At 52.8% G+C, this 24417-nt stretch carries 18 protein-coding genes; 2 read left to right on the top strand and 16 right to left on the bottom strand.

The features are described 5' to 3' along the window. The first annotated feature begins 165 nt into the window (after positions 1-165). Positions 166-1503: an acetyl-CoA carboxylase biotin carboxylase subunit gene (locus F3H20_RS07265; RefSeq protein ID WP_149734283.1), complete on the top strand. Its 1338-nt coding sequence runs from the start codon at positions 166-168 to the stop codon at positions 1501-1503. 403 nt (positions 1504-1906) lie between these two features. On the opposite strand, the gene uvrA is transcribed toward F3H20_RS07265, so the two are convergent. The 16 genes from uvrA to F3H20_RS07185 all read right to left on the bottom strand — a co-directional run bounded on the left by uvrA (position 1907) and on the right by F3H20_RS07185 (position 23870). Further along, entirely contained in the window at positions 1907-4753 is a 2847-nt protein-coding gene (gene uvrA / locus F3H20_RS07260; RefSeq protein WP_149734348.1) for an excinuclease ABC subunit UvrA, read from the bottom strand. A 127-nt stretch (positions 4754-4880) separates the two neighbouring features. Continuing rightward, positions 4881-6938 (bottom strand): excinuclease ABC subunit UvrB, encoded by a 2058-nt coding sequence (gene uvrB / locus F3H20_RS07255; protein ID WP_149734282.1) that lies wholly within the window; start codon positions 6936-6938, stop codon positions 4881-4883. Between the two features lie 248 nt (positions 6939-7186). Continuing rightward, on the bottom strand, positions 7187-8329 hold the full coding sequence (locus F3H20_RS07250) for a S41 family peptidase (RefSeq protein WP_149734281.1): 1143 nt from the start codon (positions 8327-8329) through the stop codon (positions 7187-7189). A 143-nt stretch (positions 8330-8472) separates the two neighbouring features. Next, positions 8473-9606 carry a murein hydrolase activator EnvC family protein gene (locus F3H20_RS07245; protein WP_149734280.1) on the bottom strand — a complete coding sequence of 378 codons (1134 nt, stop codon included), beginning with the start codon at positions 9604-9606 and terminating at the stop codon, positions 8473-8475. Between the two features lie 90 nt (positions 9607-9696). Beyond that, positions 9697-10584: a permease-like cell division protein FtsX gene (ftsX, locus tag F3H20_RS07240; protein WP_149734279.1), complete on the bottom strand. Its 888-nt coding sequence runs from the start codon at positions 10582-10584 to the stop codon at positions 9697-9699. Beyond that, complete coding sequence (gene ftsE, locus F3H20_RS07235; RefSeq protein ID WP_149734278.1) at positions 10574-11260, bottom strand: cell division ATP-binding protein FtsE; 687 nt, start codon at positions 11258-11260, stop codon at positions 10574-10576. Before ftsE ends, ftsX begins: the two co-directional genes overlap by 11 nt. 340 nt (positions 11261-11600) lie before the next feature. Continuing rightward, positions 11601-12338: a site-2 protease family protein gene (locus F3H20_RS07230; protein WP_149734277.1), complete on the bottom strand. Its 738-nt coding sequence runs from the start codon at positions 12336-12338 to the stop codon at positions 11601-11603. Between the two features lie 84 nt (positions 12339-12422). Then, complete coding sequence (locus F3H20_RS07225; RefSeq protein WP_149734276.1) at positions 12423-13256, bottom strand: YitT family protein; 834 nt, start codon at positions 13254-13256, stop codon at positions 12423-12425. A 13-nt stretch (positions 13257-13269) separates the two neighbouring features. After that, complete coding sequence (csaB, locus tag F3H20_RS07220; RefSeq protein ID WP_149734347.1) at positions 13270-14361, bottom strand: polysaccharide pyruvyl transferase CsaB; 1092 nt, start codon at positions 14359-14361, stop codon at positions 13270-13272. A gap of 1 nt (position 14362) precedes the next feature. Further along, positions 14363-16423: a DUF5693 family protein gene (locus F3H20_RS07215; RefSeq protein ID WP_149734275.1), complete on the bottom strand. Its 2061-nt coding sequence runs from the start codon at positions 16421-16423 to the stop codon at positions 14363-14365. Positions 16424-16538: 115 nt separating this feature from the next. After that, positions 16539-17234, bottom strand: a complete 696-nt coding sequence (locus tag F3H20_RS07210) for an LmeA family phospholipid-binding protein (protein ID WP_149734274.1) — start codon at positions 17232-17234, stop codon at positions 16539-16541. 24 nt (positions 17235-17258) lie between these two features. After that, positions 17259-18357 (bottom strand): peptide chain release factor 2 gene (prfB, locus tag F3H20_RS07205; RefSeq protein ID WP_188128229.1). Its coding sequence is split into 2 segments (ribosomal slippage): positions 17259-18284 and positions 18286-18357, totalling 1098 coding nucleotides; the frame shifts between segments, so codons are not numbered across the junction. Positions 18358-18533: 176 nt separating this feature from the next. Continuing rightward, entirely contained in the window at positions 18534-21068 is a 2535-nt protein-coding gene (gene secA / locus F3H20_RS07200; RefSeq protein ID WP_149734273.1) for a preprotein translocase subunit SecA, read from the bottom strand. A gap of 480 nt (positions 21069-21548) precedes the next feature. Beyond that, a complete protein-coding gene (locus F3H20_RS07195) occupies positions 21549-22244 on the bottom strand; it encodes a cytochrome b/b6 domain-containing protein (RefSeq protein WP_188128228.1) in 696 nt (231 codons plus the stop codon). A gap of 33 nt (positions 22245-22277) precedes the next feature. Continuing rightward, complete coding sequence (locus tag F3H20_RS07190) at positions 22278-22589, bottom strand: iron hydrogenase small subunit (RefSeq protein WP_149734271.1); 312 nt, start codon at positions 22587-22589, stop codon at positions 22278-22280. 21 nt (positions 22590-22610) lie between these two features. Next, positions 22611-23870 carry a [FeFe] hydrogenase, group A gene (locus F3H20_RS07185; RefSeq protein WP_149734270.1) on the bottom strand — a complete coding sequence of 420 codons (1260 nt, stop codon included), beginning with the start codon at positions 23868-23870 and terminating at the stop codon, positions 22611-22613. A 175-nt stretch (positions 23871-24045) separates the two neighbouring features. Between F3H20_RS07185 and F3H20_RS07180 the strand changes: the two genes are divergently transcribed. Beyond that, positions 24046-24276 (top strand): hypothetical protein, encoded by a 231-nt coding sequence (locus F3H20_RS07180; protein ID WP_149734269.1) that lies wholly within the window; start codon positions 24046-24048, stop codon positions 24274-24276. Positions 24277-24417: the final 141 nt, after the last annotated feature.

Here is a 24417-nt window from a genome sequence, read left to right as displayed (position 1 = left end):
TGCCAGTTGCTCACCCGCTATATAAAATTATCCCATAAGTTCATTGTATACATGTGTAAAACCGCTTGTATAAATGCCGCCAATCATCTATAATGTCTCCGTTAGAGTCTGGTTGCGAATCTAACAACCGGGCATACTAAGACTGCAAATGGGAGGTCTATACCGATGTTCAAGCGTGTATTAATTGCCAATCGCGGTGAAATCGCGATACGAATCATCCGGGCCTGCCAGGAGCTGGGAGTTGAAACAGTCGCTGTCTATTCCAGTGCAGATGCCGATGCGGTACATGTAAAGCTGGCAGATCAGGCCATCAATATTGGCCCGGCCGACGCCACCCGCAGTTATCTCAATGTGGCCGCTATTTTAGATGCGGCTCAACTGGCCGAAGTAGACGCCATTCACCCCGGTTATGGCTTTTTATCGGAAAACGCCGACTTTGCCGAGGCTGTCATTAAAGCCGGCTTTGTGTTTGTCGGTCCCCGTCCGGAAACTATCCGCAAAGTGGGCAACAAGGATGCGGCCCGCGAACTGATGAAACAGGCTGGCTTGCCGATGGCCCTTGGCAGCGATCCTGTCCACAGCCTGGAAGAGGCAGTCAGCACGGCAGCCAAAATAGGCTATCCCGTGATTATCAAACCGATTGCCGGCGGCGGCGGCAAATCCATGTTCGTGGCCCAAAATGAAGCGGATATTCACACGGCGGCGCTCAAAATTGATTTTACCACTGCCGGCTTTTATTTAGAAAAATATATCGCCAATGCCCGCCATATCGAAGTACAGATCGTGGCCGACAACTACGGCGACATCATTCATCTTGGAGAACGGGAATGCTCCATTCAGCGGCGCAATCAGAAAATTCTGGAAGAAGCGCCTTCCTGCGTCATCACGCCGGAAATGCGTCAAAAGGTGGGAGCCCTGGCCATCCGGGCAGCCAAAAGCGCCAATTATACCAACATTGGCACTGTCGAATTCCTGATGGACAAAAACACCTGTGAATTTTATTTCATGGAAATCAATCCCCGTATCCAGGTGGAGCACGCCATTACTGAAATCACCACCGGCGTGGACCTGGTGAAGACGCAGCTTCGCATCGCCGCCGGCGATCCGCTGCCCATCCGTCAGGAATACATGAAGTTTAACTGTCATGCCATTGAATGCCGGATTAACGCAGAAGACCCTGATAATTTCTTCCTGCCTTCGCCCGGTGAAATCACCTTTTATCACCAGCCCGGCGGTCCCAATGTCCGGGTAGACGACGGCGTCTGCACCGGCTCGATTGTCCAGCCGTACTATGACTCGATGATCGCCAAAATCATTACCTGCGGCCGAACCCGCGGCGACGCCATTAAGACCATGCGGCGGGCCTTATCCGAATTCCGGATTGTCGGCGTGAAAACCACTATTGATTTTCACCGGAAGCTGCTGGATAATCCCTATTTCTGCAGCGGCGATATTGACACCCAGTTCATCGCCAAACGGATGACACCTTCCTCCGAAGATTAATATAAGCCAACGCAGGCAAGCTACTCCAGCTTGCCTGCGTTTTTTTGCGTCTATATCACAATTTATTTCGGTCTTTCGTTCTCTCCGTTGACTTTTTCCGGAAACATACGTTCCGCAGGATGAAAAATTACCGGCTTCCGTTAAGAAATCCGCCTGTGCCCTTTGGATTGCTGTTTGAGCGAAGCGAGTCTACGGATTTTAGGACTTTCTGATCATAAGTAAGGACGACTAAGGCTTGTGTCTTCGTCCCTAGGGACTCGACACAAGCCAAGTCTTTTCTTAAGTTTTTGGGAGAACAGGCCTAGCCTTTTGCCTCCCTTTGTGGCAATGGCAAAGGGACGACATGCTATTTCGCCATATAAACAGGCTGTTCCAAACCAAGTGATTTGGAACAGCCTGTTTTTTATGCCTGCCGTTCCTCCCGGATGCCCCGTTCCAGTACCGGTGCCAGAAACTGTCCGGTATAAGATGCCGCAGTGGCGGCAATATCCTCCGGCGTTCCCTTGGCGACAATAGTGCCGCCGCCGGAACCGCCCTCCGGCCCCAGGTCAATCAAATAATCGGCCGTTTTAATCACGTCCAGATTATGTTCAATCACCACGACGCTGTCACCGCCATCCACCAGGCGCTGCAGCACCTCCAGCAAGCGGTGAATATCAGCCGTGTGCAGACCGGTGGTCGGCTCGTCAAGAATGTACAGCGTCTTGCCGGTGCTGCGGCGGGCCAGCTCGGTAGCCAGTTTGACCCGCTGGGCCTCGCCGCCGCTCAGCGTGGTAGCCGGCTGTCCCAACTGAATATACCCTAAACCGACATCCTGCAGGATTTGCAGTTTGCGATGGATCTTCGGGATGTTTTTAAAAAACTCCACCGCTTCGTCAACTACCATATCCAGCACCTGGGCGATGCTCTTGCCCTTATACTTGACCTCCAGCGTTTCCCGGTTATAGCGCGCCCCTTTGCATACTTCACAGGGAACATACACGTCAGGCAGAAAATGCATTTCAATCTTAATAATCCCGTCGCCCCGGCAAGCCTCGCACCGCCCGCCCTTCACGTTGAAGCTGAAGCGGCCCGGCTTGTAGCCGCGTACCTTGGCCTCCGGCGTCTGACTGAACACGTCGCGGATCACGTCAAACAGGCTGGTATAGGTCGCCGGATTGGAGCGCGGCGTCCGCCCGATCGGCGACTGATCGATATCAATAATCTTGTCAATATATTCAATACCGCGAATTTCGTTATGCTCGCCCGGACGCTGGCGACTGCCGCCATACAGCCGGGACGCCAGGCCTTTATATAAAATTTCATTAACCAGCGTACTCTTGCCTGACCCGGAAACACCGGTCACGGCGGTAAAAACACCCAGAGGGAACTTGACGTTGATCTTTTTCAGGTTATTTTCCCTGGCGCCGACTACTTCCAGCCACTTGCCGTTAGGCTTGCGCCGCACAGCCGGTACGGGAATATATTTGACGCCGCTCAGGTACTGGCCGGTTACCGAATCCCGGCAAGCTTTAATCTCTTCCACCGTACCCTGGGCGATGATCTGCCCGCCGCCGGAACCGGCGGCCGGACCGATGTCAACAATATGGTCGGCGGCATACATGGTATCCTCGTCATGCTCGACTACCAGCAGGGTATTGCCTACATCCCTTAAATGCTTGAGCGTGGCCAGCAGCCGGTTATTGTCCCGCTGATGCAGTCCGATACTGGGCTCGTCCAGAATATACAGTACACCGACCAGACCGGAGCCGATCTGGGTCGCCAGACGAATACGCTGCGCCTCGCCGCCGCTTAGTGTCCCGGCCGCCCGGTCCAGCGTCAGATAATCGAGACCCACATTGACTAAAAAGCCCAGGCGGGCATTAATTTCCTTCAAAATTTGACGGGCAATGGTCATTTCCCGTTCGGTCAACACCAAAGCAGCAAAAAAATCCCGGCACTCAACGATGGTCAGCCGAGTCACTTCATAAATATTCTTGCCGCCCACCCGGATAGCCAGCGTTTCCGGCTTGAGACGCGCTCCTTTACAGGCCGGGCACGGCTTGGAGCTCATATACTCCTCAATATCTTCCTTTGACCAATCGGAAGCTGTCTCCCGGTAACGGCGGTTTAAGAGGGGAATGACTCCTTCAAAGGGCAGATGGTAGCGCTTGGTCTCGCCGTACATATTCTCATAGGTAAAGGTGAATTTCTCCTCCTGAGAGCCATTCATGATCAGTTGCTTCAACTCTTCACTTAAACTGTCCCAGGTACTGTACAGCGAAGCGCCGTGGTGAGTAAGCACGGCTTCCAACTGACACATAAAGTAGGAATTCAGGTTTTTGCTCAGCGCCGCGATCGCACCGTCAATAAACGCCTTGCTGCCGTCGGGAATGACCAACGACGGGTCAATTTCCATGTTATTGCCCAAACCGGTGCAATCAGGGCAGGCGCCGAAAGGATTGTTAAAGGAAAACATACGGGGCGCAATTTCCGGTAGACTGATGCCGCAATCCACGCAGGCAAAATTCTGGCTGAACGTCACTTCCTTATCGCCCACCAAGTCAACCAACACCACGCCTTTGCCCAGTTGCAGCGCCGTTTCCAGCGAATCGGCCATCCGCTGTCCGATTCCGTCGCGCACCACCAGCCGGTCAATCACCACTTCAATGGTATGCTTTTTATTCTTTTCCAGCGCAATTTCGTCGGTCACATCCTGTACCTGACCGTCAATTCGCACCCGGACATAGCCGTTTTTCCGAATATCTTCGAGAATCTTTTGATGCTCGCCCTTTTTGCCTCGCACCACGGGAGCCATAACAATCAGCTTGGTCCCCTCCGGCAGCGCGGTCAGTTGATCGACCATCTGCTCCACCGTCTGCTGACTGATGGCCTGGCCGCATTTGGGACAATGGGGCCGCCCGGCCCGGGCAAACAAGAGCCGCAAATAGTCATAGATTTCGGTAACCGTCCCCACGGTGGAACGGGGGTTACGGCTGGTGGTCTTCTGGTCAATAGAAATGGCCGGCGACAATCCTTCGATATAGTCCACATCCGGCTTGTCCATCTGCCCGAGAAACTGACGGGCATAGGACGACAGCGACTCGACATAGCGCCTCTGTCCTTCGGCATAAATGGTATCAAAGGCCAGCGAGGACTTGCCTGACCCGCTCAGGCCGGTAATTACCACCAGTTGATCCCGTGGCAGTTCAATATCAATATTTTTTAAATTGTGCTGTCTCGCACCTTTTATGATAATCTTTTCCTTCACTTTCGCATTCCTTCCCTGTATTTGATCAATCAGCCGGAAACCACTGATTAATTCACCCGGTGCAGCCTGACGGATCTTTTTCCGTCTGGCTGGCAGGCCCATAAAATCAGCGGTTCTCCTGTGATCGTTATTTTGCTTTCTTCCGGCCCGCCGGCTTAGGCTGTCCGGCCCGTTCCTTCAGCTCGACAATCATGTCGCGCAGCTCGGCGGCCCGTTCGAACTCCAGCTTCTTGGAGGCTTCGCGCATTTCCTTTTCCAGCTTGCCGACCAGTTCCAGCATCTCTTGTTTATTCAAATTACCAATCCGGTCGGTCTTGTATTCCGCCGGCAGTTCGGCTACCTTGGTGGTCTCAATCAGGTCTTTAACCCGCTTTTGCACCGTCTGGGGCGTAATGCCGTACAGCGTATTATACTGCTCCTGAATATCGCGGCGGCGGTTGGTCTCGGCAATGGCCCGCCGCATGGAATCGGTAATCCGGTCGGCATAAAGAATAACCTTGCCGTTGACATTACGGGCCGCCCGGCCGATCGTCTGGATCAGCGAGGTTTCGGACCGTAAAAAGCCTTCCTTGTCGGCATCGAGAATGGTAACCAGCGACACCTCGGGCATATCCAGACCTTCCCGCAGCAAATTGATGCCGATCAGCACATCAAATACGCCGGCCCGCAAATCCCGGATAATCTCGCCCCGTTCAATGGTGGCAATATCCGAATGCAAATACCGCACCCGGATACCGGTTTCCTTTAAAAATTCGGTCAGATCCTCCGCCATTTTCTTAGTCAGCGTGGTAATCAGCACCCGCTCGTTGACGGCGGCCCGCAGCTTGATTTCGCCCAGCAGATCGTCCATCTGGCCCTTGATCGGCCGGACCTCAATCTCCGGATCGACCAGGCCGGTAGGCCGGATAACCTGCTGCGCCACCTGGCTGGCCTGCTCCATTTCATAAGCGGCCGGGGTGGCCGATACATAGACAATCTGACGAATCCGCTCTTCAAACTCGTTAAATTGCAACGGCCGGTTGTCAAAAGCCGACGGCAGGCGGAAGCCGTTTTCCACCAGCGATTGTTTGCGGGAACGGTCGCCGGCATACATCGCCCTGAGCTGCGGCAGCGTCACGTGAGACTCGTCAATGACGATCAGGAAATCGTCAGGGAAAAAATCAATCAGCGTGAACGGTGATTCGCCCGGTTTACGGCCGGTCAGATGGCGGGAATAGTTTTCAATGCCTGAACAATAGCCCATTTCCTGCATCATTTCCAGGTCATAATTGGTCCGCTGCTCCAGGCGCTGCGCTTCCAGCAGTTTGCCTTGCGCCTTAAACAGGGCCAGCTGCTCGGCCAGTTCGGCTTCAATATTCACCATGGCCCGCTGCATGGTTTCACGGGAAGTGACATAGTGAGAAGCCGGATAGATGGCAATATGCTTGCGTTCGGCCAGCACCTCGCCGGTGAGGGTGTCAATCTCCAGAATGCGTTCCACCTCGTCGCCGAACAGCTCGACGCGAACGGCCTTCTCGCCGTAGGCGGCAGGGAAAATCTCGATGACATCGCCCCGGACACGGAACTTGCCGCGGACAAAATTTATATCGTTCCGTTCATACTGGATGTCTACCAGCTTGCGTAAAATATCGTCCCGGTCCCGGATTTGCCCCTGACGCAGCGACAGCACCAGATCACGGTATTCATCGGGCGAACCTAAACCATAAATGCAGGACACGCTGGCCACAATGATGACGTCCCGCCGCTCAAACAGCGAGCTGGTAGCCGAATGGCGCAGCTTGTCGATCTCATCATTGATCGAAGCATCCTTTTCAATGTAGGTGTCGGTGTGGGCAATGTAAGCCTCCGGCTGATAATAGTCGTAATAGCTGACAAAATACTCCACCGCATTGTTGGGGAAAAATTCTTTAAACTCGCTGGCAAGCTGAGCCGCCAGTGTCTTATTATGGGCAATCACCAGGGTCGGCTTCTGTACCTTTCCAATCACCTGAGCAATGGTAAAGGTCTTGCCGGTGCCGGTCGCCCCCAACAGGACCTGCGTCCGGTCACCCCGTTCAATCCCCTTTACCAGGGCCGCAATCGCCTCCGGCTGATCGCCGGTCGGCTGAAAGGGAGCCTCGATTTTAAAGGGGATGCCGCCTTCGGTATCTATGGTGGGTCTATGCAATTTAGGGACTATGGCCATCGTAATCATCCTTAACAAGCATTAATATCAATTAACAATTATTATATCACGCATCGAACAAACTTTCTATACAGCCGCAGTAATAAGATAACAAGAAGCGCTTCTCCTTATCCCCGCTTCCACCAGAAAATGGTGAATTCACCATCTTTGTCTATGCCTCTGCTGCCAGCCAAACAGCTTCTTGCTGGTTCAATCGCCGAAATGCTCCCGCCTATGACAAAAGCGGCGGAACAGGTCCGCCGCTTTTTTTATAGCTTGCTTTTAATAATTTCCAAAGCCTTATCCAGTTGAATATCGGTGGTTACCGGCTGATTTTGCGGCAATTCCACCTTCACGTCGGGCTCAATGCCGATCCCGTTGATCGAGCGGTCATTGGGCGTCAGGTATTTGGCAATGGTCAATTTGATCGCGCCGCCGTTCAGGCGCATCAGCGTCTGCACCGAACCCTTGCCGTAAGTCTTGGTTCCGACCAGCGTACCGGCCCCGGTATCCTGAATGGCCCCGGCGACAATCTCCGAGGCGCTGGCACTGCCGCCGTTAACCAGCACGACGACCGGATACTTTACGGCCGCCAGATCGGACTGGTGCGTTTCGCGGTTCCCCTGACGGTCAACAACCGACACGACCGGACCTTTGGGCACAAACTTGGAAGCCACTTTCACGCTTTCCTCCAGCAGCCCGCCCGGATTATCCCGTAAATCGAGAATAACGGCCTTCATGCCCTGCTGCTCCAGTTCCTGATACTTCTGCACAAAGTCGTTGCCCGTATTTTCATTAAACATGGAAATACGGATATATCCAATCTGTCCCGGCAGCATTTTTCCGGCTACCGTCTTAATCTGAATGCTGGAACGGGTTACGGTATAATCCTGCACCGGTTCGGCGCCCCGTTTGATGGACAGGACAATTTGCGAACCCTCGGGGCCTCTGATCTTGTTGACCGCTTCGTCCAGCAGCATGTCTTTCGTATCCTGCCCGTCAATTTTAACAATCTGGTCACCGCTCTTAATGCCGGCCTGTTCCCCCGGCGTTCCTTCAATCGGCGATACTACCATCAACTGTTTATCCTTCATGCCGACCACAATGCCTACGCCGCCGAAGGAACCTTCCGTTTCAATCATAAATTCCTTATACATTTTGGGATCCATGTAAATGGAGTGGGGATCGCCCAGCGAACCGACCATCCCTTTGATGGCTCCGGCCACCAGGGTATCGGTTCCCGTCTCTTCCACATACCGGCTTTTGATAATCTGCATGGCATGAAATATCTGCCAGGTACCGGCCAGATCCGCCGCATTAATATTCAGCAGATACAAATACCCTCCGGTGGTTGCAAAAAAGGTCAATACGACCAATAATACGGCTCCCGCAATCGTCTTACGCCGACTCAAATACCAACACCTCAATTCGCATCAAGGAAAGTTCGAGGCCGGCCCCTTACTATAAGGTACAACAACCCCGAACTTTCATGTAAACAATCTTATGCACAATGCAATAAAAATATACGTCCTAACCGCTGCTTAACGCATAGGCACTACGGCAGATAACTCATCGGGTCAACAGGACTGCCATTTTCCCGCACTTCAAAGTGCAGGTGCGGCCCGGTGGCATAGCCGGTGGCGCCTACCCGGGAGATAGCCTGCCCCTTGGTGACGCGCTGTCCTTCACTAACCAGCAGCTCGGAATTATGACCATATAAGGTGGAAACGCCGCCGCCATGGTCGATAACAACCGCCTTGCCGTAGCCGCCCATCCAGTCGGCAAAAATTACCACACCGCTGTCGGCCGCCACGACCGTGTCTCCATAATCGGCGCCAATATCAATGCCGCTGTGATAGCGGGCAGTGCCGAAAATCGGATGTGTCCGCCAGCCAAAAGGCGAAGTAATCGGTCCGCTGGCCGGCCACATCAAAGCTCCTGATCCACCGGCCGAACCGGCATTGCCTGGCTGGATGCGACGGATCATCTGCTCAATCTGACGGGAGTTTTCCTGCAATTCCTGGTAAGCGCTTTCCGCCTGATCCCGCTCACTGATGGCGCTGTCCAGCGTTTTCTGCTGCTCCTGTTTGCGAGCGCTAATCAAGGCTTTCTTTTCCTCCGCCGCTTTTTTCAACTCCACAATGTTCGCACGGTCGGTTTCCAGCTCCGCCTTCTTAGCCAGGATCAGTTCCCGTTCGGCCTTTACCTTATTGACCAGATCAACATCCTGGCGGGCCACCCGCTTCAAAATGTCCATCCGGGTCACAAAATCGTTAAAATCATTGGCACCAAATAACACATCGAGATAATTAACCTGACCGTTTTTATAAATGTCGCGCATTCTTTTATTCAAAATTTGGCTGCGGTCGGCCAGATCGTCCTCGGCCTTAGCCAAAATTTCACCATTTACTTCGATCTTCTTTTCCGTTGCCTCTAATTGGTCCTGAATGGCCGAATACTCTTTTTGTGCCACATCCAGATCGCCCTGTATCGAACGAAGCCTTTCCGATACACTGTTAACTTGGGTCTGTGCTCTGGCAGCCCGTTCCTTTTGCTGCTGCATCTGCTGCTGCATGCTTTGCAATTCCTGCTGCTTCTGCTCCAGCTCGTCAGCCAGGGCCGGCATGACGGCAAGAACGGCTACAAGCAGTACCAGCAGCACTGCCAGATAACGGCGAATGGTCACCATGAAATCCCTCCCGCACGAGATTAGTACCGTGGCCGGATTAAAATTTTGATTAGCTCGAACCTAACCCTACTGTTTAACCCGGCCAAATGACTACACTTTCATAAACTTCTTCAGTGAGATGGTACTGCCTAAGGCCCCGATTACCGCTCCCACCACCAGCAGGAAGAGGCTGATATGATTGATAAACGGATATTGGGGAATGACCGGCAAAAACGCCAGTGACTGATAGATTTGCGATACCAGGGCGCCGTAGGTTTGACTGAGGAGCAGTACCGCTACCAGAGCACCGCCGAAGCCCAGAATCATTCCTTCAATTAAGAACGGCCAGCGGATAAACCAGTCGGTGGCACCGACATATTTCATAATGCCGATTTCCTTGCGCCGGGCAAACACGGTGATCCTGATTGTATTGGAGATAATAAACAAGGCGGCCAGGGCCAAAAAAACAATCAGAATGACGCCCAGCACCCGGATCATCCGCGCCAGATTAAACACCTGCTCGACGACTTCCTGACCGAATTTGGCATTCTCCACACCCTTTAACTTGGCAATGGCCTGGGCTGCCGGCTTCACCTGCTCGGGCTTGTCCACCTTGACCTCAAACGCATTGGGCAGCGGATTGCTGTCGCCCAGGGCGCTCAGCATACCCTGCTGATCTCCCAGCCGCTGTTTAAACCGTTCCAGCGCTTCATCCTTGCTGACAAACAGCACCTGGGAAACCCCCGGAATCTTCGTGATGCGTGTCCCTGTTTCCCTGATTTCCAGATCGTTCAAGCCATCCTCCAGATAGACGGATATTTCCACCTGTGACTCCAGAGCGGACGCCATATGGCTAAGATTGAGCACCATGACCAGAAACATACCCAGAATCAGCAACGACAAGGCCACTGTGCTGACTGAGGCAAAACTCATCAGTCCGTTCCGGCGCAGCGAGACAAAAGCCTCACGGATAAAATACTCCATTGTCCTAATCTTCATAGCCGTATACCCCCTTGGCTTCATCACGGACAATACGGCTCTTTTCAATGGCGATAACCCGCTTGCGCATGCCGTCGACCACCGTTTTATCATGGGTGGCCATCACAATGGTCGTACCGTTCTGATTAATCCGGTCAAAGATTTTCATAATTTCCCAGGATGTCTCCGGATCGAGATTTCCCGTGGGTTCATCGGCAATCACAATGACGGGATTATTCACTATTGCCCGGGCAATAGCAATGCGCTGCTGCTCACCGCCCGACATTTGCGTCGGATAATGACGTGCCTTTTGCCGCAAACCGACAAGGTCCAGCACATGGGGTACCCGTTTTTGAATTTCCCGGTGAGAACTCTCCACCACCTGCATGGCAAAGGCCACATTCTCATAGGCAGTCCGATTCGGCAGCAGGCGATAATCCTGGAACACAATGCCGAGGCTGCGCCGTAAGTAGGGTACTTCCGGCGGCTCCAGGTCGCCGACATTCCGTCCGTTGACAACCAGCTCGCCCTGGGTGGGAAGCTCTTCCCGGAAAACCAGTTTGATAAAGGTGGATTTGCCTGCCCCGCTGGGCCCGACGACAAACACGAACTCGCCTTTATCAATCTGTACATTAATATCTGAGAGGGCGACAGAACCGTTGCTGTACACTTTGGAAACGCCGTTCATTTGTATCAATAGCCACTCCCCCTTCCTCCTGAAAAACGCTTCGCAAAAAAAGCGTCGAATTTGCCCACACTGTTCTAATGATTTGACGCTTTTGGTAAAAAACCTTCTTTTCCTGTAGCATTTGCAGATATTTCCTGGTAATATCCTGCAGCTTGTCCACATTCAGGGACGGCTCCCGCGAGGTGCTTCTGCCAAGCCATCCGAGCCGCCTGGGAAAAACACAAAATTCCAAGACTTATGCCCTGTTGCCGGTGCCGGGACGTTTCCCGGCACGTTAATTTTCCAGGATGCGCCTCGCACCCACAGCTCTTGCTTAAATCTACAAAAAAGCCCCCTGACCAGGTTCAGCTTATTTCAGCAGACCGGCAATATACAGCGTCATCACGCCCAACACCGTCAAAAGCCCCAAATACCAAAGCAGCACCAGAAAGCGTTGACCTGCCGGCATGTCATAATAATAACCGGCCGTTTCGCTTTTCCAAAGCCGGACTAAGGATACGATAAAGATGAGCAGCAGGAAAAAATTCTGGGTATAAAGAAACAAGCTGCCCACAGTGATGCTGCCAAGCCACCACATGAAGGGGGAAATGGCGGCAGCAATCCGCCCGCCATCCAACGGATCACAGGGAATCAGGTTAAACAAATTGAGCAGGCAAGCCGTATAGGCCATCACCAGCATAAGCGTACTGTCAGTCCAGAAGTAAATGGCCAGACAAACGAGCGCGCTCAGCGTTCCCGCCGCCGGCCCGCCAATTGCAATATTAGCTTCCATCTTAGCCGTCTGCGGCCGTTGTTTCAAACTGATGACCGCGCCAATAAAGGGAATAAACAAGGGATTGGATACCCTGAGTCCCACTATTCTTGATGCCAGTAAATGACCCCATTCATGGACAAACAACAATAGGACAAAGCCCGCGGCAAATTCCAGGCCAAAGGCCGCCGCATAGGCAACCAGCGAGACCAGCATGGAAAGGGCCATCCCGGTCAGCGAACCAAATTTAACGACAGCCGCCAGGCTGATTGCAGCTACCGCCATCCGCCGGATCATACGGCGGCCGACATATACCACCGTACCCCATGGTCTCACGTCTTCCCCTCCCGCAGCATCCTGTACGTTGAGGCACAGGCATAAAAAAACGCCCTCTATATGCATATGCAGCAGAGTGGCGTTTTATTTGCTAAATCCCTCGCCAAGCACCTCATGGGCGTCGGCTACAATCACAAAGGCTTTTTCATCGAGTTGAGACACCAGTTCCTTTAGCTGTGTAACCTCCCGGGTGCTGACCACGCACATGACCATTTCGCCGGCCTGTTTGGTATAGCCGCCACGGGCCGAAAACAATGTGACGCCGCGGGACAAGTCGGCCAAAATGGCGTCGGCTATCGTTTCCGGTATGGTCGTCACAATCAGGAACACCTTCGCGGAACTAGGGCCTTCCTGAATCAGATCAATAATTTTGCTTGTTACAAACAGGGAAATCAAAGCGTACAGTGACAGTTCGGCACTTTTAAACACAATGCCGGCGGTAGCGATGACGAAAAAATCTACCATCATCAGGGCCTGACCAATCGGAATAGAAAAAAGTTTATTAATAATAGCCGCAATCTGATCGGTCCCGGCCGTTGTCCCCTGCGAGCGAAAAACAATCCCCAGCCCCAAACCGCTGATAACACCGCCATATAAGGCGCTGAGCAGCAAGTCATGGGTCAAGGCCGGGATATAGGGCGCACTAACGTCGATGGACAAGGCCAGGATCACAGCGCCCAGCAAGGTGTTCACACCAAAGCGCGGCCCCAGCACCTTTAGGCTGATGAGCAGTAAAGGCACATCGAAGGCAATCATGGTCAATCCGACCGGCACGCCCAGCAGATGATGCAGCACAGTGGCTAACCCGCTGACCCCTCCCGCCGCGATCTTGTTGGGAATCAAAAACATATTCAGCCCCAAGGCGGTAATAGCCGCCCCCACGGCAATCCCCAGATAGTTTAAGAGCGTTCTGTTCATTTTCCTACCTCTGTCATTTACCGATTAACTCCACTGCCAGTTCCGCACTCCGGAAGGCTTTTTCGTGGAGATCATTCATTCGCTCTTCCCAAGGCCGGTTAGGACGCTGTCTTTCCGCCAGCAGTTCCTTCACCGTAGCTATTAGTGTTTCCACTGTAATGGATTTTAATGTGCCTACCGGCTGTTCGCCCAGACATTCCAAAAAACGGTCGATTTTCGGATCATAGGAGATGCCTGCCAGGGGCACATGCATAACGGCGGCAAAGATCAGAGCATGCAGCCGGATACCGATCAGCATATCCAGATTGCCAACCAGTGACAGTAATTCATATGTGGTATATTCTTCGGTCAGAACATGAACTTCCCTGGTAGTGCGTTCCACGATTTTTTTTGCTGCGGCAAAGTCCTCCGGGCATTGCATGGGAATAAACACCACCCGGGCCCCGAATTGCTCGACAATCGCATCGGCGGCCTTCGCCAGCACCGTCTTGTAATGCTCCCAGTCCTTCCACTCCCGGACTGAAATGCCAATGAGCGGCGCCGCGCCCTCCAGCCTATGTTTGCGCAAAATAGTCCGGCCGATTTCCCGGTCTACCGGGTGCATGGCCAGCACCGGATCGGCGGTAACATGCACCGGCGGCCGGATTACCTTAAGGCGCTGCAACTCGTTGCGGGACCCTTCATCCCGTACGGTAATCATATCAGCCATGTTGCCGATATAGCGCATAGCCGCCTGGGCCAGCCGGCCGCGGACCGGGCCGATTCCCTGGGCATAGAGCATAACCGGCGTATTCAGCTTCTTGGCCAATATCATAATACTCAAATAGTAATATAAACTGCGATCACTGGTCACGTCCTGCAGCAGGCTGCCTCCACCGCTAATCAACAGATCGCTGTTGGCCAGCACGCGAATAATTTCGGGATAGTTCAAGCGATACACCGATTCTACGCCATGCCGCTGTCGGGTATCGGCAGGATTGCCGGAAAGGACAATGATGTTCATAGCCGGGTCAAGCTCGGTCAATGCCTCAATCATCGCTGCCAGCATGGCTTCATCGCCGGCATTGGCAAAGCCGTAATAACCGGATATAACAATCTGACGCACCTTACTCATGTCCCGCAGGTCTCCTTCCCAGCACAAACAGCAGATAGTGAAGGACCTGTACGCCGATTAAGGCGGCGATCCCGCAGACAATTCCCATAAACAAACCATCCAGGCCCCGGATAAAGGACATGAAAATGGGCGTCCGCATATGGGCGAAGGTTTCGGCCAGCGAGCCCTGGCCAATGGTAGCCACCACCACAAGAGCGTACCGCAGCGTCGACGGCCAGCGCCGGCAAAAAGCCATAAGCAGCAAGTAAAACGCCGGATGGCCAATCACAAACTCCTTGCCCCGCGGCCGGGCATACATGACCTGCTCCAGGAAATAGCGCAGCTTTAATTCCAGCGCCGATACCGGTACGCCGGCCGTATGGCCTGACCGTCCGATATACACCCAGGCGGCAATCGCCACAAAGGCCGCTCCCAGTAAGGTTTTTAAATAGACAGGATAGTTCAGCACTTTGCTGATTTGCCGTCCGATGCCGGCCCGGTCCAGCGGCAGTTGCTCTTCAAACAGACTGTAGCGGGTCAGGTACACCCAGGTAATCAGCACCAACGGCGCCACAAAAATCAGCTTGACGCCCCGGAAAATCTCCATTTCCAACAAAAAGCGGACATCGGCCAGTACAGCACCGACAAACAGACCGCCCATAATGGATAACAGCACGGTTACAGTCAGACCCACCGTTCCTAATACCAGCATGCGGCCCAGGCCTGTTTTAGATCCCAGGCTCTCGTTGGCTCGCCACCGGTCAAGCTGCCAAGTCATGGACAGCACGGGGAATAAAATAGCGCTCATAGTGGCCGTAGCCTGGCGGATCAGTGTGCCGCCGCCGGCCAGTACCGGCAGGCTCAGCACAACAGTAAGCACCGCCAGCAGCAAATATTGATATCGCGGCTTAAAGGGATAGACCAACGTTAAAAACAGCACTCCGGCCGCTGTCGTGCCGAAAATGACCAGCACTAACAGCAATGCCGATGGGAAGTAAGGCGGGAAATAAGTAGCCGGCCCGATGGTAAAGCTGTTTTCCAGCAAGGCATCCCTGACACCGGCAACATAGTCCAGATTGGTTTCCACCAGTGTCTTGCCCAGCTCCGGTTTTTCATAATTACGCAGCAGATTGACCCGGATATTGCGCTCCTGGTCGGTCAATACCCAGCGGTGGATGGCCTCGTCCGGTTTCAGCTTAGGCTGCTCGTCCTTAGGAATGACATATACCCGGGCTGACCGGTAGTGATTGGCGGCCGCCAGCGGCAGCAGCCCGTCCTGTTTTAAAAACTGCAGCTGCAGCGGATGCTCAATCATGTCCAACGTAAGCTGCTGTTCCTGCATCCGCTTTACCGTATGAGGCAGAAGATCCGGATAGCCCAGTACCTCGTCGCCGACGAACATGAGCGAACTGACGCCGGGAATGTCCCGGAGACGGTCAAAAACGGCATCGACGTCATCTTCCGTCACCTTGTTATAGTTAGTAGGCCGGGCCACAACATAAAACCCGTAACCGGCCGCTTCTTTCATTTCGGCAGTCGACAGGCCTAAGTTCCACTTTTCCAGTTTTTCATAGCTGGCTTTAACGGCCAGTACCGGGGCTGTGCCTTCCTCCAGCACGGCAACCCGTTCCGGACTCAACCGGCGCAGGAGATCACTCTTCACCTCGGCAAAGGTCGGGGGGTCCTGGCCCACAATGTATACATCCTCCGGCAAAATACGTCCCGCCTCAATAAAGTTCCGCCAGCGGGGATCGCTCATTGAGCCCGTCCGGTACTGCTGGAGCAGTTGGGAGCCGGGCACAGCCAGGATTTTACCGCTCTTATTCAGCTTCTCCAGTGTGGTCTCATATACGGCCAGCGAGGTAATCCCCGCATCCTTGAACTTGTGCATCAGCTCCGGCACGGGAACGCCTTCAATTTGCGCCAGCCCGGTAATATCCTCATAATCCATGACCAGCTCAACCCGCGAGTTGTTCTCCTCCAGGCCGTGACGCTGCCAGCCGATAGCCAGTGCTGCCAGGAAGCCGACAGCTATGCATAAAATAAGTAGTTTATTATATCTGTATTCCGTCAACAATCTCTCCACCTTTACCAAATAACTCCAAAAGAAACATAATATAAAATTCGTCTCCTGTCCAGGGGAACCCTCCTGCAGCACTTTGTCAGTCTTAATCCGCGCCGATAAAGTACTAGCGAGGGCGATTATCCGTGTGGAGAGTCACTTTGCCATGCTCCATAACAATATCGCGAACACCGACATTGAAGGGAAGCTTCTTTAAATCAACCAGCGGAATTTCCGCCAATACCGCACCGCCTAGGTTTCCAACCAGGTTGTTGTTGAGTAAAAACCGTTCGGTGACAAACTTAATCTTCTGTCCGTCTCCGACAATTTTTCCGTCCAGGGTGATGGCCAGACTGGCAAAGCCGCCGATGGAAAAGCTGCTGCTTACCTGGACTTTTTCCGGCGTGATGGTAACAACGGCATTTTTTATGCCTTTAACCGACTGATTCAGATAGGCGGCCAGTTCTTCCGCCGTAATCACTGCCGACAGATCGACCGTCCCCACCGATTGCAGCACCACCGCCCGGCGGCTCACCAGCGCCTCCATGTCCAGCCGCACATCGGTCAGTACGGCATGGAGCTCGCTAAAGGTCAGCTTGTCGGTTTTCGCCTGAACCGCATCCAGCGTAATTGTATCAAATCCGCCGCCCAGCATCAAGAGTGCCGGCCGCCGTTCTAAACGGGCCACCACCTGACTGCTGTTGAGTACGTCCATCAGACCGTTCGAAACCGCCTGGGACAAAAGGGAAGGCAACAGCCATTCACCGGTCACAGCCAGCACCAGCAAAAGGCTCAGAATTATCGCTGCAAGGCGCTTGGACATAGACAAAAGCCCCCTTGTTATTCTTTACAAACCGCTCCGTAAATACGCTTCAATAAACAAATCCAGTTCGCCGTCCATGACAGCCTGGGTATTGCCTGTTTCCGTATTGGTCCGGTGGTCCTTCACCAGATTATAAGGATGGAACACATAGGACCTGATCTGGCTGCCCCATTCGATCGCCTGGTATTCGCCGCCCAGTTCCGCTTTTTTGTCGCTTTGCTTTTGCCGTTCCAGCTCAAACAACTTAGCCCGCAAGAGGCGCATACACTGTTCGCGGTTCTGGATCTGGGACCGTTCACTTTGGCACTGCACGACAACCCCTGTCGGCAAATGAGTCATCCGGACGGCCGAATCGGTTTTATTGATGTGCTGGCCACCGGCCCCGCCGGCCCGGAAGGTATCCACCCGCAAATCGACCGGATTGATGTTGATTTCTACCGTATCATCCACTTCCGGCATGACATCGGCAGCGGCGAACGAAGTATGTCGGCGGCCGCTGGCATCAAACGGCGAGATCCGCACCAGCCGGTGCACGCCCTTTTCGGCTTTCAAATAGCCATAGGCGTTGCGGCCCGAAATCAGCAGCGTAACGCTTTTAACCCCCGCTTCATCACCGGCCAGAAAATCCATAGTTTCCACCTTGTATCCATTCTTTTCGGCCCAACGCACATACATTCTAAGCAGCATCTGCACCCAGTCCTGGGCCTCCGTACCGCCCGCTCCGGCATGGAGGGTCAAAATGGCGTTGTTGCCGTCATATTCACCGGACAGCATCAGGGAAAGCTCCAAATGTTCAATGTCATGGTTCAGTGCTTTGATTGTCTCTACCACATCGGGATAAACGCTTTCGTCCTGCTCCTCCATACCCAGTTGCCACAAAACCGACATGTCGCTATAACGGCTTTGCAAATTCTCATACTGCCCCACGCTGTCCTTCAAGCCGGTCAATTGCTGCATGACCATCTGAGCCTTTTCCGGCGCATCCCAAAAGCCGGGAGCGCTGATCTGGTTCTCCAGCTCGGCAATCCGGTCCTGTTTGCCGGCTACGTCAAAGAGAAGCCCTCATTTCATTCAGCTTCTTGCCTAAATCCTGTATCTGTACCCGTAAATCTTCCAATAGCAAGTTATCTCAACTCCTGTAGCGCCCGCCGGGCAAGCCGGCAAGGCCGCTAATAATAGTTTTATGTTTTTCAGTAACTCTGTTTAAAAGCGGCACAACCGCCTTTCCCCGTAAACGGGAAAAGACGGGCGGCAGCGCAGGCTCCCACTACAGTTAAGTGGGAGCTTTTCGTTCAGCGGTTATTTACCGCAGCATTTTTTATATTTTTTGCCTGAACCGCAGGGGCACAGATCATTGCGTCCCACAGCATCCTTGACGGCTTGAGGTTCATGACCGGCCGCTTCACCGGCTGATTCACCGGCCGATTTTACGGCCGAGATTTCTTCGTGGCTTTCATGGGCCTGCTGCAGGTGGTCCTCCGGCTGGGTGACAATATTCACGCGATAGATGTATTTCACAATATCCTCCTGGATATTATCAATCATCTGCTGGAACATGTCATAGGCCTCAATCTTATATTCGATCAACGGATCGCGCTGGCCGTAAGCCCTGAGGCCGATGCCCTCACGCAGCATATCCATGGCGTCCAGGTGTTCCATCCACTTGCTGTCCACCACTTTCAGCATGACCACTTTTTCCAGTTCCCGCATGTTGTCTTCGCCAAACAGGGCTTCCCGGGCATTGTAGGCATCGGTGGCTATTTTAAGCAGTTCTTCCCGCAGCTCCTCCCGGCTAAACTTAGAAAGATGTTCTTCTGTCAGAGCTCCCGGCGGGGCAAACAGGCCTTCCATATATTCAATCAACCCGGCATAATCCCATTCTTCCGGGAAAAGCTTCTCGTCGGCATATAGCTCCATGCCCCGGTCGGCCAGCTTCTCAATCATGTGGAAAATATTTTCCCGCATGTTTTCACCGGTCAAAATCGAACGGCGCTGTCCATAAATCACTTCGCGCTGCTGGTTCATGACATCGTCATATTCGAGCACATGCTTCCGGATATCAAAGTTGCGGCCTTCCACCTTCTTCTGGGCCTGCTCGATCGATCTGGTGATCAGGGAATGCTCAATGGGCTCATCCTCTTCCATACCGAGCTTATCCATGATACCGGCGATGTTATCGGCCCCGAACAGCCGCATCAGATCGTCCTCTAAGGACAGATAGAAGCGGGATGAACCGGGGTCGCCCTGACGGCCGGCCCGGCCGCGGAGCTGATTATCAATACGCCGGCTTTCATGGCGCTCCGTACCGATGATGTGCAAGCCACCCAGTTCGGGAACGCCTTCACCCAGCACGATATCGGTACCGCGGCCGGCCATATTGGTGGCGATGGTCACGGCATTGCGCTGTCCGGCCTGGGCGATGATCTGTGCTTCCAGCTCATGGTATTTTGCATTCAGCACATTATGGACGATGCCACGCCGTTTAAGCTGCTGGCTTAAGTCCTCCGATTGCTCAATAGAGGTGGTGCCGACCAACACCGGCTGTCCTTTAGCGTTCAATTGGGCGATTTCTTCAATAACGGCCTTATACTTGGCCCGTTTCGTTTTATAGATCACATCCGGCAAATCCTGCCGGCTGACCGGCTTATTAGTCGGAATAACCAGCACATCCAGCCGGTAAATCTTGCGGAACTCAGTTTCCTCCGTCTTGGCCGTACCGGTCATGCCGGCCAGCTTTTCATACATACGGAAGTAGTTCTGGAAGGTAATCGAGGCCAGCGTCTGGCTTTCCCGCTCGATTTTCACGCCCTCCTTGGCCTCAATGGCCTGATGCAGCCCGTCGGAATAACGGCGGCCAAACATAAGCCGTCCGGTAAACTCGTCGACAATGACTACTTCCCCGTCCTTGACCACATAATCGCGGTCCCGCTTCATCAAGCCATGAGCCTTCAGGGCCTGGTTGAAATGGTGGGAGTACTCAATGTTTTCACTTTCGTACATATTTTTGATGTTTAACAGTTTTTCCGCCTTGGCAATGCCGCTCTCGGTCGGCGCCACGGTGTGGGCCTTTTCATCAACGGTATAGTCTTCCGTTTCTTTTAATTTAGGCACTACCTTGGCCAGCACATAATAAAGATCGGTGGATTTTTCCCCCGGTCCGGAAATAATCAGCGGTGTCCGCGCTTCATCGACCAAAATGCTGTCCACTTCGTCGACAATGGCGTAATGGAGCGGCCGCTGCACCATTTGATCGGCATGAATGACCATATTGTCCCGCAAATAGTCGAAACCGAATTCATTATTGGTACCATAGGTAATATCGGCGGCATAGGCGGCACGGCGCTGAGCAAAATCCAGTCCGTGCACGATGAGTCCCACCGACAGTCCCAGGAAATTATAGACCTTGGCCATCCACTCGCTGTCGCGGCGGGCCAGATAATCATTAACCGTAACAACATGGACGCCCCTACCGGTCAGTGCGTTTAAATACACCGGCAGCGTAGCCACCAGCGTTTTACCTTCACCGGTACGCATTTCAGCGATGTTGCCGCCATGGAGCGTAATGCCGCCCAGCAGCTGGACGTCGAAATGACGCATACCCAATACCCGGCGGGACGCTTCCCGCACTACGGCAAAGGCTTCCGGCAGCAGGTCGTCCAGGCTCTCGCCATTTTCCAGGCGCCGTTTGAATTCGCCTGTTTTCGCCGACAGTGAGGAATCACTCAGGCTCTGCAGCCCGGTTTCCAAACCATTGACCTGCTCCACATATTTCATCATACGCTTAATTTCTCTCTCGTTATCATCACCAAAGATATTCTTAAGAAACTTAAACAATTATTACCAGCTCCTTATACAGCGCTTCCCTTATCTTTTTATGACAGCGGCAGTGAGTTATTCATTGCCATAGTGCGTCTATTATACAATACACGCTATTATAAAATTTTACCAGACTATTGACACTCTGTCAAAAACAGACTGGCTGTTTTCCATCTATTATATTTATTTTTTCTAACAAACCTCATGCTTATTATATACCGCTACAGGCCATCCGATGAAAATAATTTAGCTTAATACCTTTTCAATCCTAAAACTGTAAAAATAATGGCGAGGCTATTTTTCGCGAGACAAGACGGAGGATGGCGGCATACCTGTTAGTATGCCAACTGACGACAACGAAGGCTTGCGGAAAATAGACCGTCAGTATTCACAGATTAGGGTTAATAAGGTACTAATGTTTTTGGCAACCTAACAGCTTTATAAATAAGCCCTAACAATAAGAAAGGCAGCTTAGCTATTGCTAAACCGCCAGGAAAATCAGGCTCCCTTTTCCATGGGCTCCTCTGTAGTTTTGCCCGTTACCCGTTCGATTTTGTGAGCCACCCACAGAGGATTGTGGTGTTTTACTTCGGAAAGCGGCTGGGTCCCGTCGCCAAACATAGCCTTAAATTCGCCCTGATTGTAGATGCCCAGAAACATATGTCCCACCAGGCAGGCCGTCATGGCCAGCCCGATCCATAAATGACCGAATTCGACCCAATAGACAAACAGCTTGGGGAAAAAGGGAATAAACGAGTACAGCAGCCAGCCGCTAGCCGTCAGGAAGGCACCGCCAACCAGCATAATTACTCCCATCAGCTTCTGGCCCGAATTCAGCTTATCCATCGGCATCACCGGGACTTCCCGGCCCAATAGGATTTTGTGGGGATAGCCGCCGCCAATTTTCAGCCACTCCAGATCGTGACGGCTCCAGGACAGGACCAGCCGAAAAAAAGCCACAATGCGGTCAAAGCCGGTAAACATAAACGTAAAGGCCGATATGGTCAGAATGGCCGCACTGACAATATGAATCCGCATGGCCAAATTGACAAATTCCTCACTGCCGGGCTTCTGCCAGATAATCAGGCCGGTTATGGCTGCCGGCAAAAAGCCGATCACCAGACCCCAGTGAAACAGCCGCGACGGCCAGCGATGTTTTAATACCCGGGCATGTTCTTCCTTATGATGGTTCACCACAACTTCCTCCTTATATTAATTTCGTCCGACTTAGACTAATTTAGTCCGGTCAATATACCGGGTATGCAGCAACTCCTCCGCTAAAGGTCCCAGCGGCTTGCCGGCAAATTTTTCGTACATGTTGGTCAGCGCCTGGTTGTTATGGCTCTGCCGTACCTTGGCTTTTACATCATCCCTATACAGTCCCTGGGTGCGCAGTTTGATGTATTTGCTCCGGTCCTGCACCAAATCGGTGACCACATAAGCGCCGCTCCACAGAAACGCACTGGCCACGCCGGTGGCGGCCAGAAACTCCCGCCGCGTTATTTTTACCGTTTTTTCCACATAATCATACCGTGCCATCGTAACACCTTCTCCTTCAGCTTAGGTCCAGGGCAACAAGGCCCGATACTTGTCTATCCAGGAAGTTCCCATCGGGTTGATCGGCTGTCCGCCGCCATTGATGCAACCGCCGGGACAGTTCATTACTTCAATGAAATGGTAGGGCGAGGTTCCCGCCGCCACAGCCTCGGCAACCGGCCGAAGATTAGCCTTGATACCATGGACGACAGCTACCTTAAGATGGATGTCCTTACCGGTCTTGGCATCAGTCAGTACGACTTCCGCCTCCTTGACACCCTGCAGGCCGCGGACCGGTGTATACTCCAGATTGGTCATTTCCTTCCCGGTAATAACAAAGGAGGCGGTCCGTAGTGCCGCCTCCATAACGCCCCCGGTCACACCAAATATAGCACCTGCGCCGCTATACTGTGCCAGGGGATTATCTTCATCGGACCACTCTGTTATTGCCGCGAAGTCAATATGCAATTTACGGAACAATCGTGCCAAATCCCTTGTTGTCAGTACGGTATCAACATCGGGATATTCTGAGGCCGCGCCTTGTGTTTGCCAATAGTCGGCGGCACTGTGAAATTCCGGACGGGATACTTCGAATTTTTTCGCCGTACAGGGCATGATGCCTACTACATACATGTTATCAGGCTTAACCTGCCAGATATCTCTGGCTCCGTAGGTTTTGGCGACCACTCCGGCCATCATCAGCGGTGATTTGGCTGACGAAAGGTGCGGTAAGATTTCAGGATAATTCAGTTCGGCAAATCGCACCCAGGCCGGACAACAGGAGGTAAACTGGGGCAGCGGTCCCAAGGGATGCTCCGACGGTTCACCCAGCACCTGCTGACGGATCTTCGCCACCAGTTCCATGCCTTCTTCCATGATAGTGTTATCGGCAGCGAAGTTGGTGTCAATCACTTTGAAGCCGGCCTGCTTCATTGCGCCATAAAGTTTCTTCGTCGCCAGTGTGCCGGGAGGCATTCCGAATTCCTCACCGATAGCCACTCTGACCGACGGCGCATTAGACGCCACCACCGTCACCGCCGGGTCCCTCAGCTTGGCGATAACCGTATCTACCGGGTCCACCAAATCCTGAATGGCCCCGAAAGGACAGTTGATCAAGCATTGTCCACAGGAAATACAGGTTTCATTATTAATATGATGCGTCGTGCCGTACTTGCCCTCAATGGAATTGGTCGGGCAAAACTGCTTGCACGAATCGCATCCTTTACATTTTTTACGGTCAATCTGAATGATCTCCGTATGTTCACTTTGCTGAAATCCAGTCACCGGCAGGCCCCCCGTTTAAATACATACAAATTTGGCTATACTAATATAAAGTTATATTATTGCGAACCATTTTCCATATTGTAAAACAAAATTTTGAATACAATATACACACATGTATTTTATCACAATTTGACGCGCCCAATAAAGAAAAAAATGCATAAAGGTGGTCTGATCTATGAAAAAATTGGAGATGATCGGTCAGTTGGCAGATTTGAAAGAAATAGACTATAAAAACACTCTGTCCATCTCCGTCCTGCTGGAGCTGCTGATCGAAAAGAACCTCATCACCCGCCAGGACTTCGTCCGGAAGGCCCGGGAGCTGGAAGCCGCAACTTTAGCGGAAATCATTTTGTCCCGCCGGAGCCAGACACCGGTAAGCAGCAGTCCGTCACAGCTAAATCCATAGTATTCTTATCGCGATATTTTTCGTCCAGCTTCGTTGTCGTCACCTTACCTGTACGATATGCGCGGTTCCATCGCCAAAACGGGACGAAAAAGCTCGCGCAATTCCTTCCATGTCTTTAGGTGCGGCAGACTGCCAGCCAGC

The sequence above is a fragment of the Propionispora hippei DSM 15287 genome, assembly GCF_900141835.1.
GTDB classification, from domain to species: Bacteria; Bacillota; Negativicutes; order Propionisporales; family Propionisporaceae; genus Propionispora; species Propionispora hippei.
The sequence above is the reverse complement of the archived record's forward strand: the minus strand, read 5'-3'. Positions and strand labels throughout refer to the sequence as shown.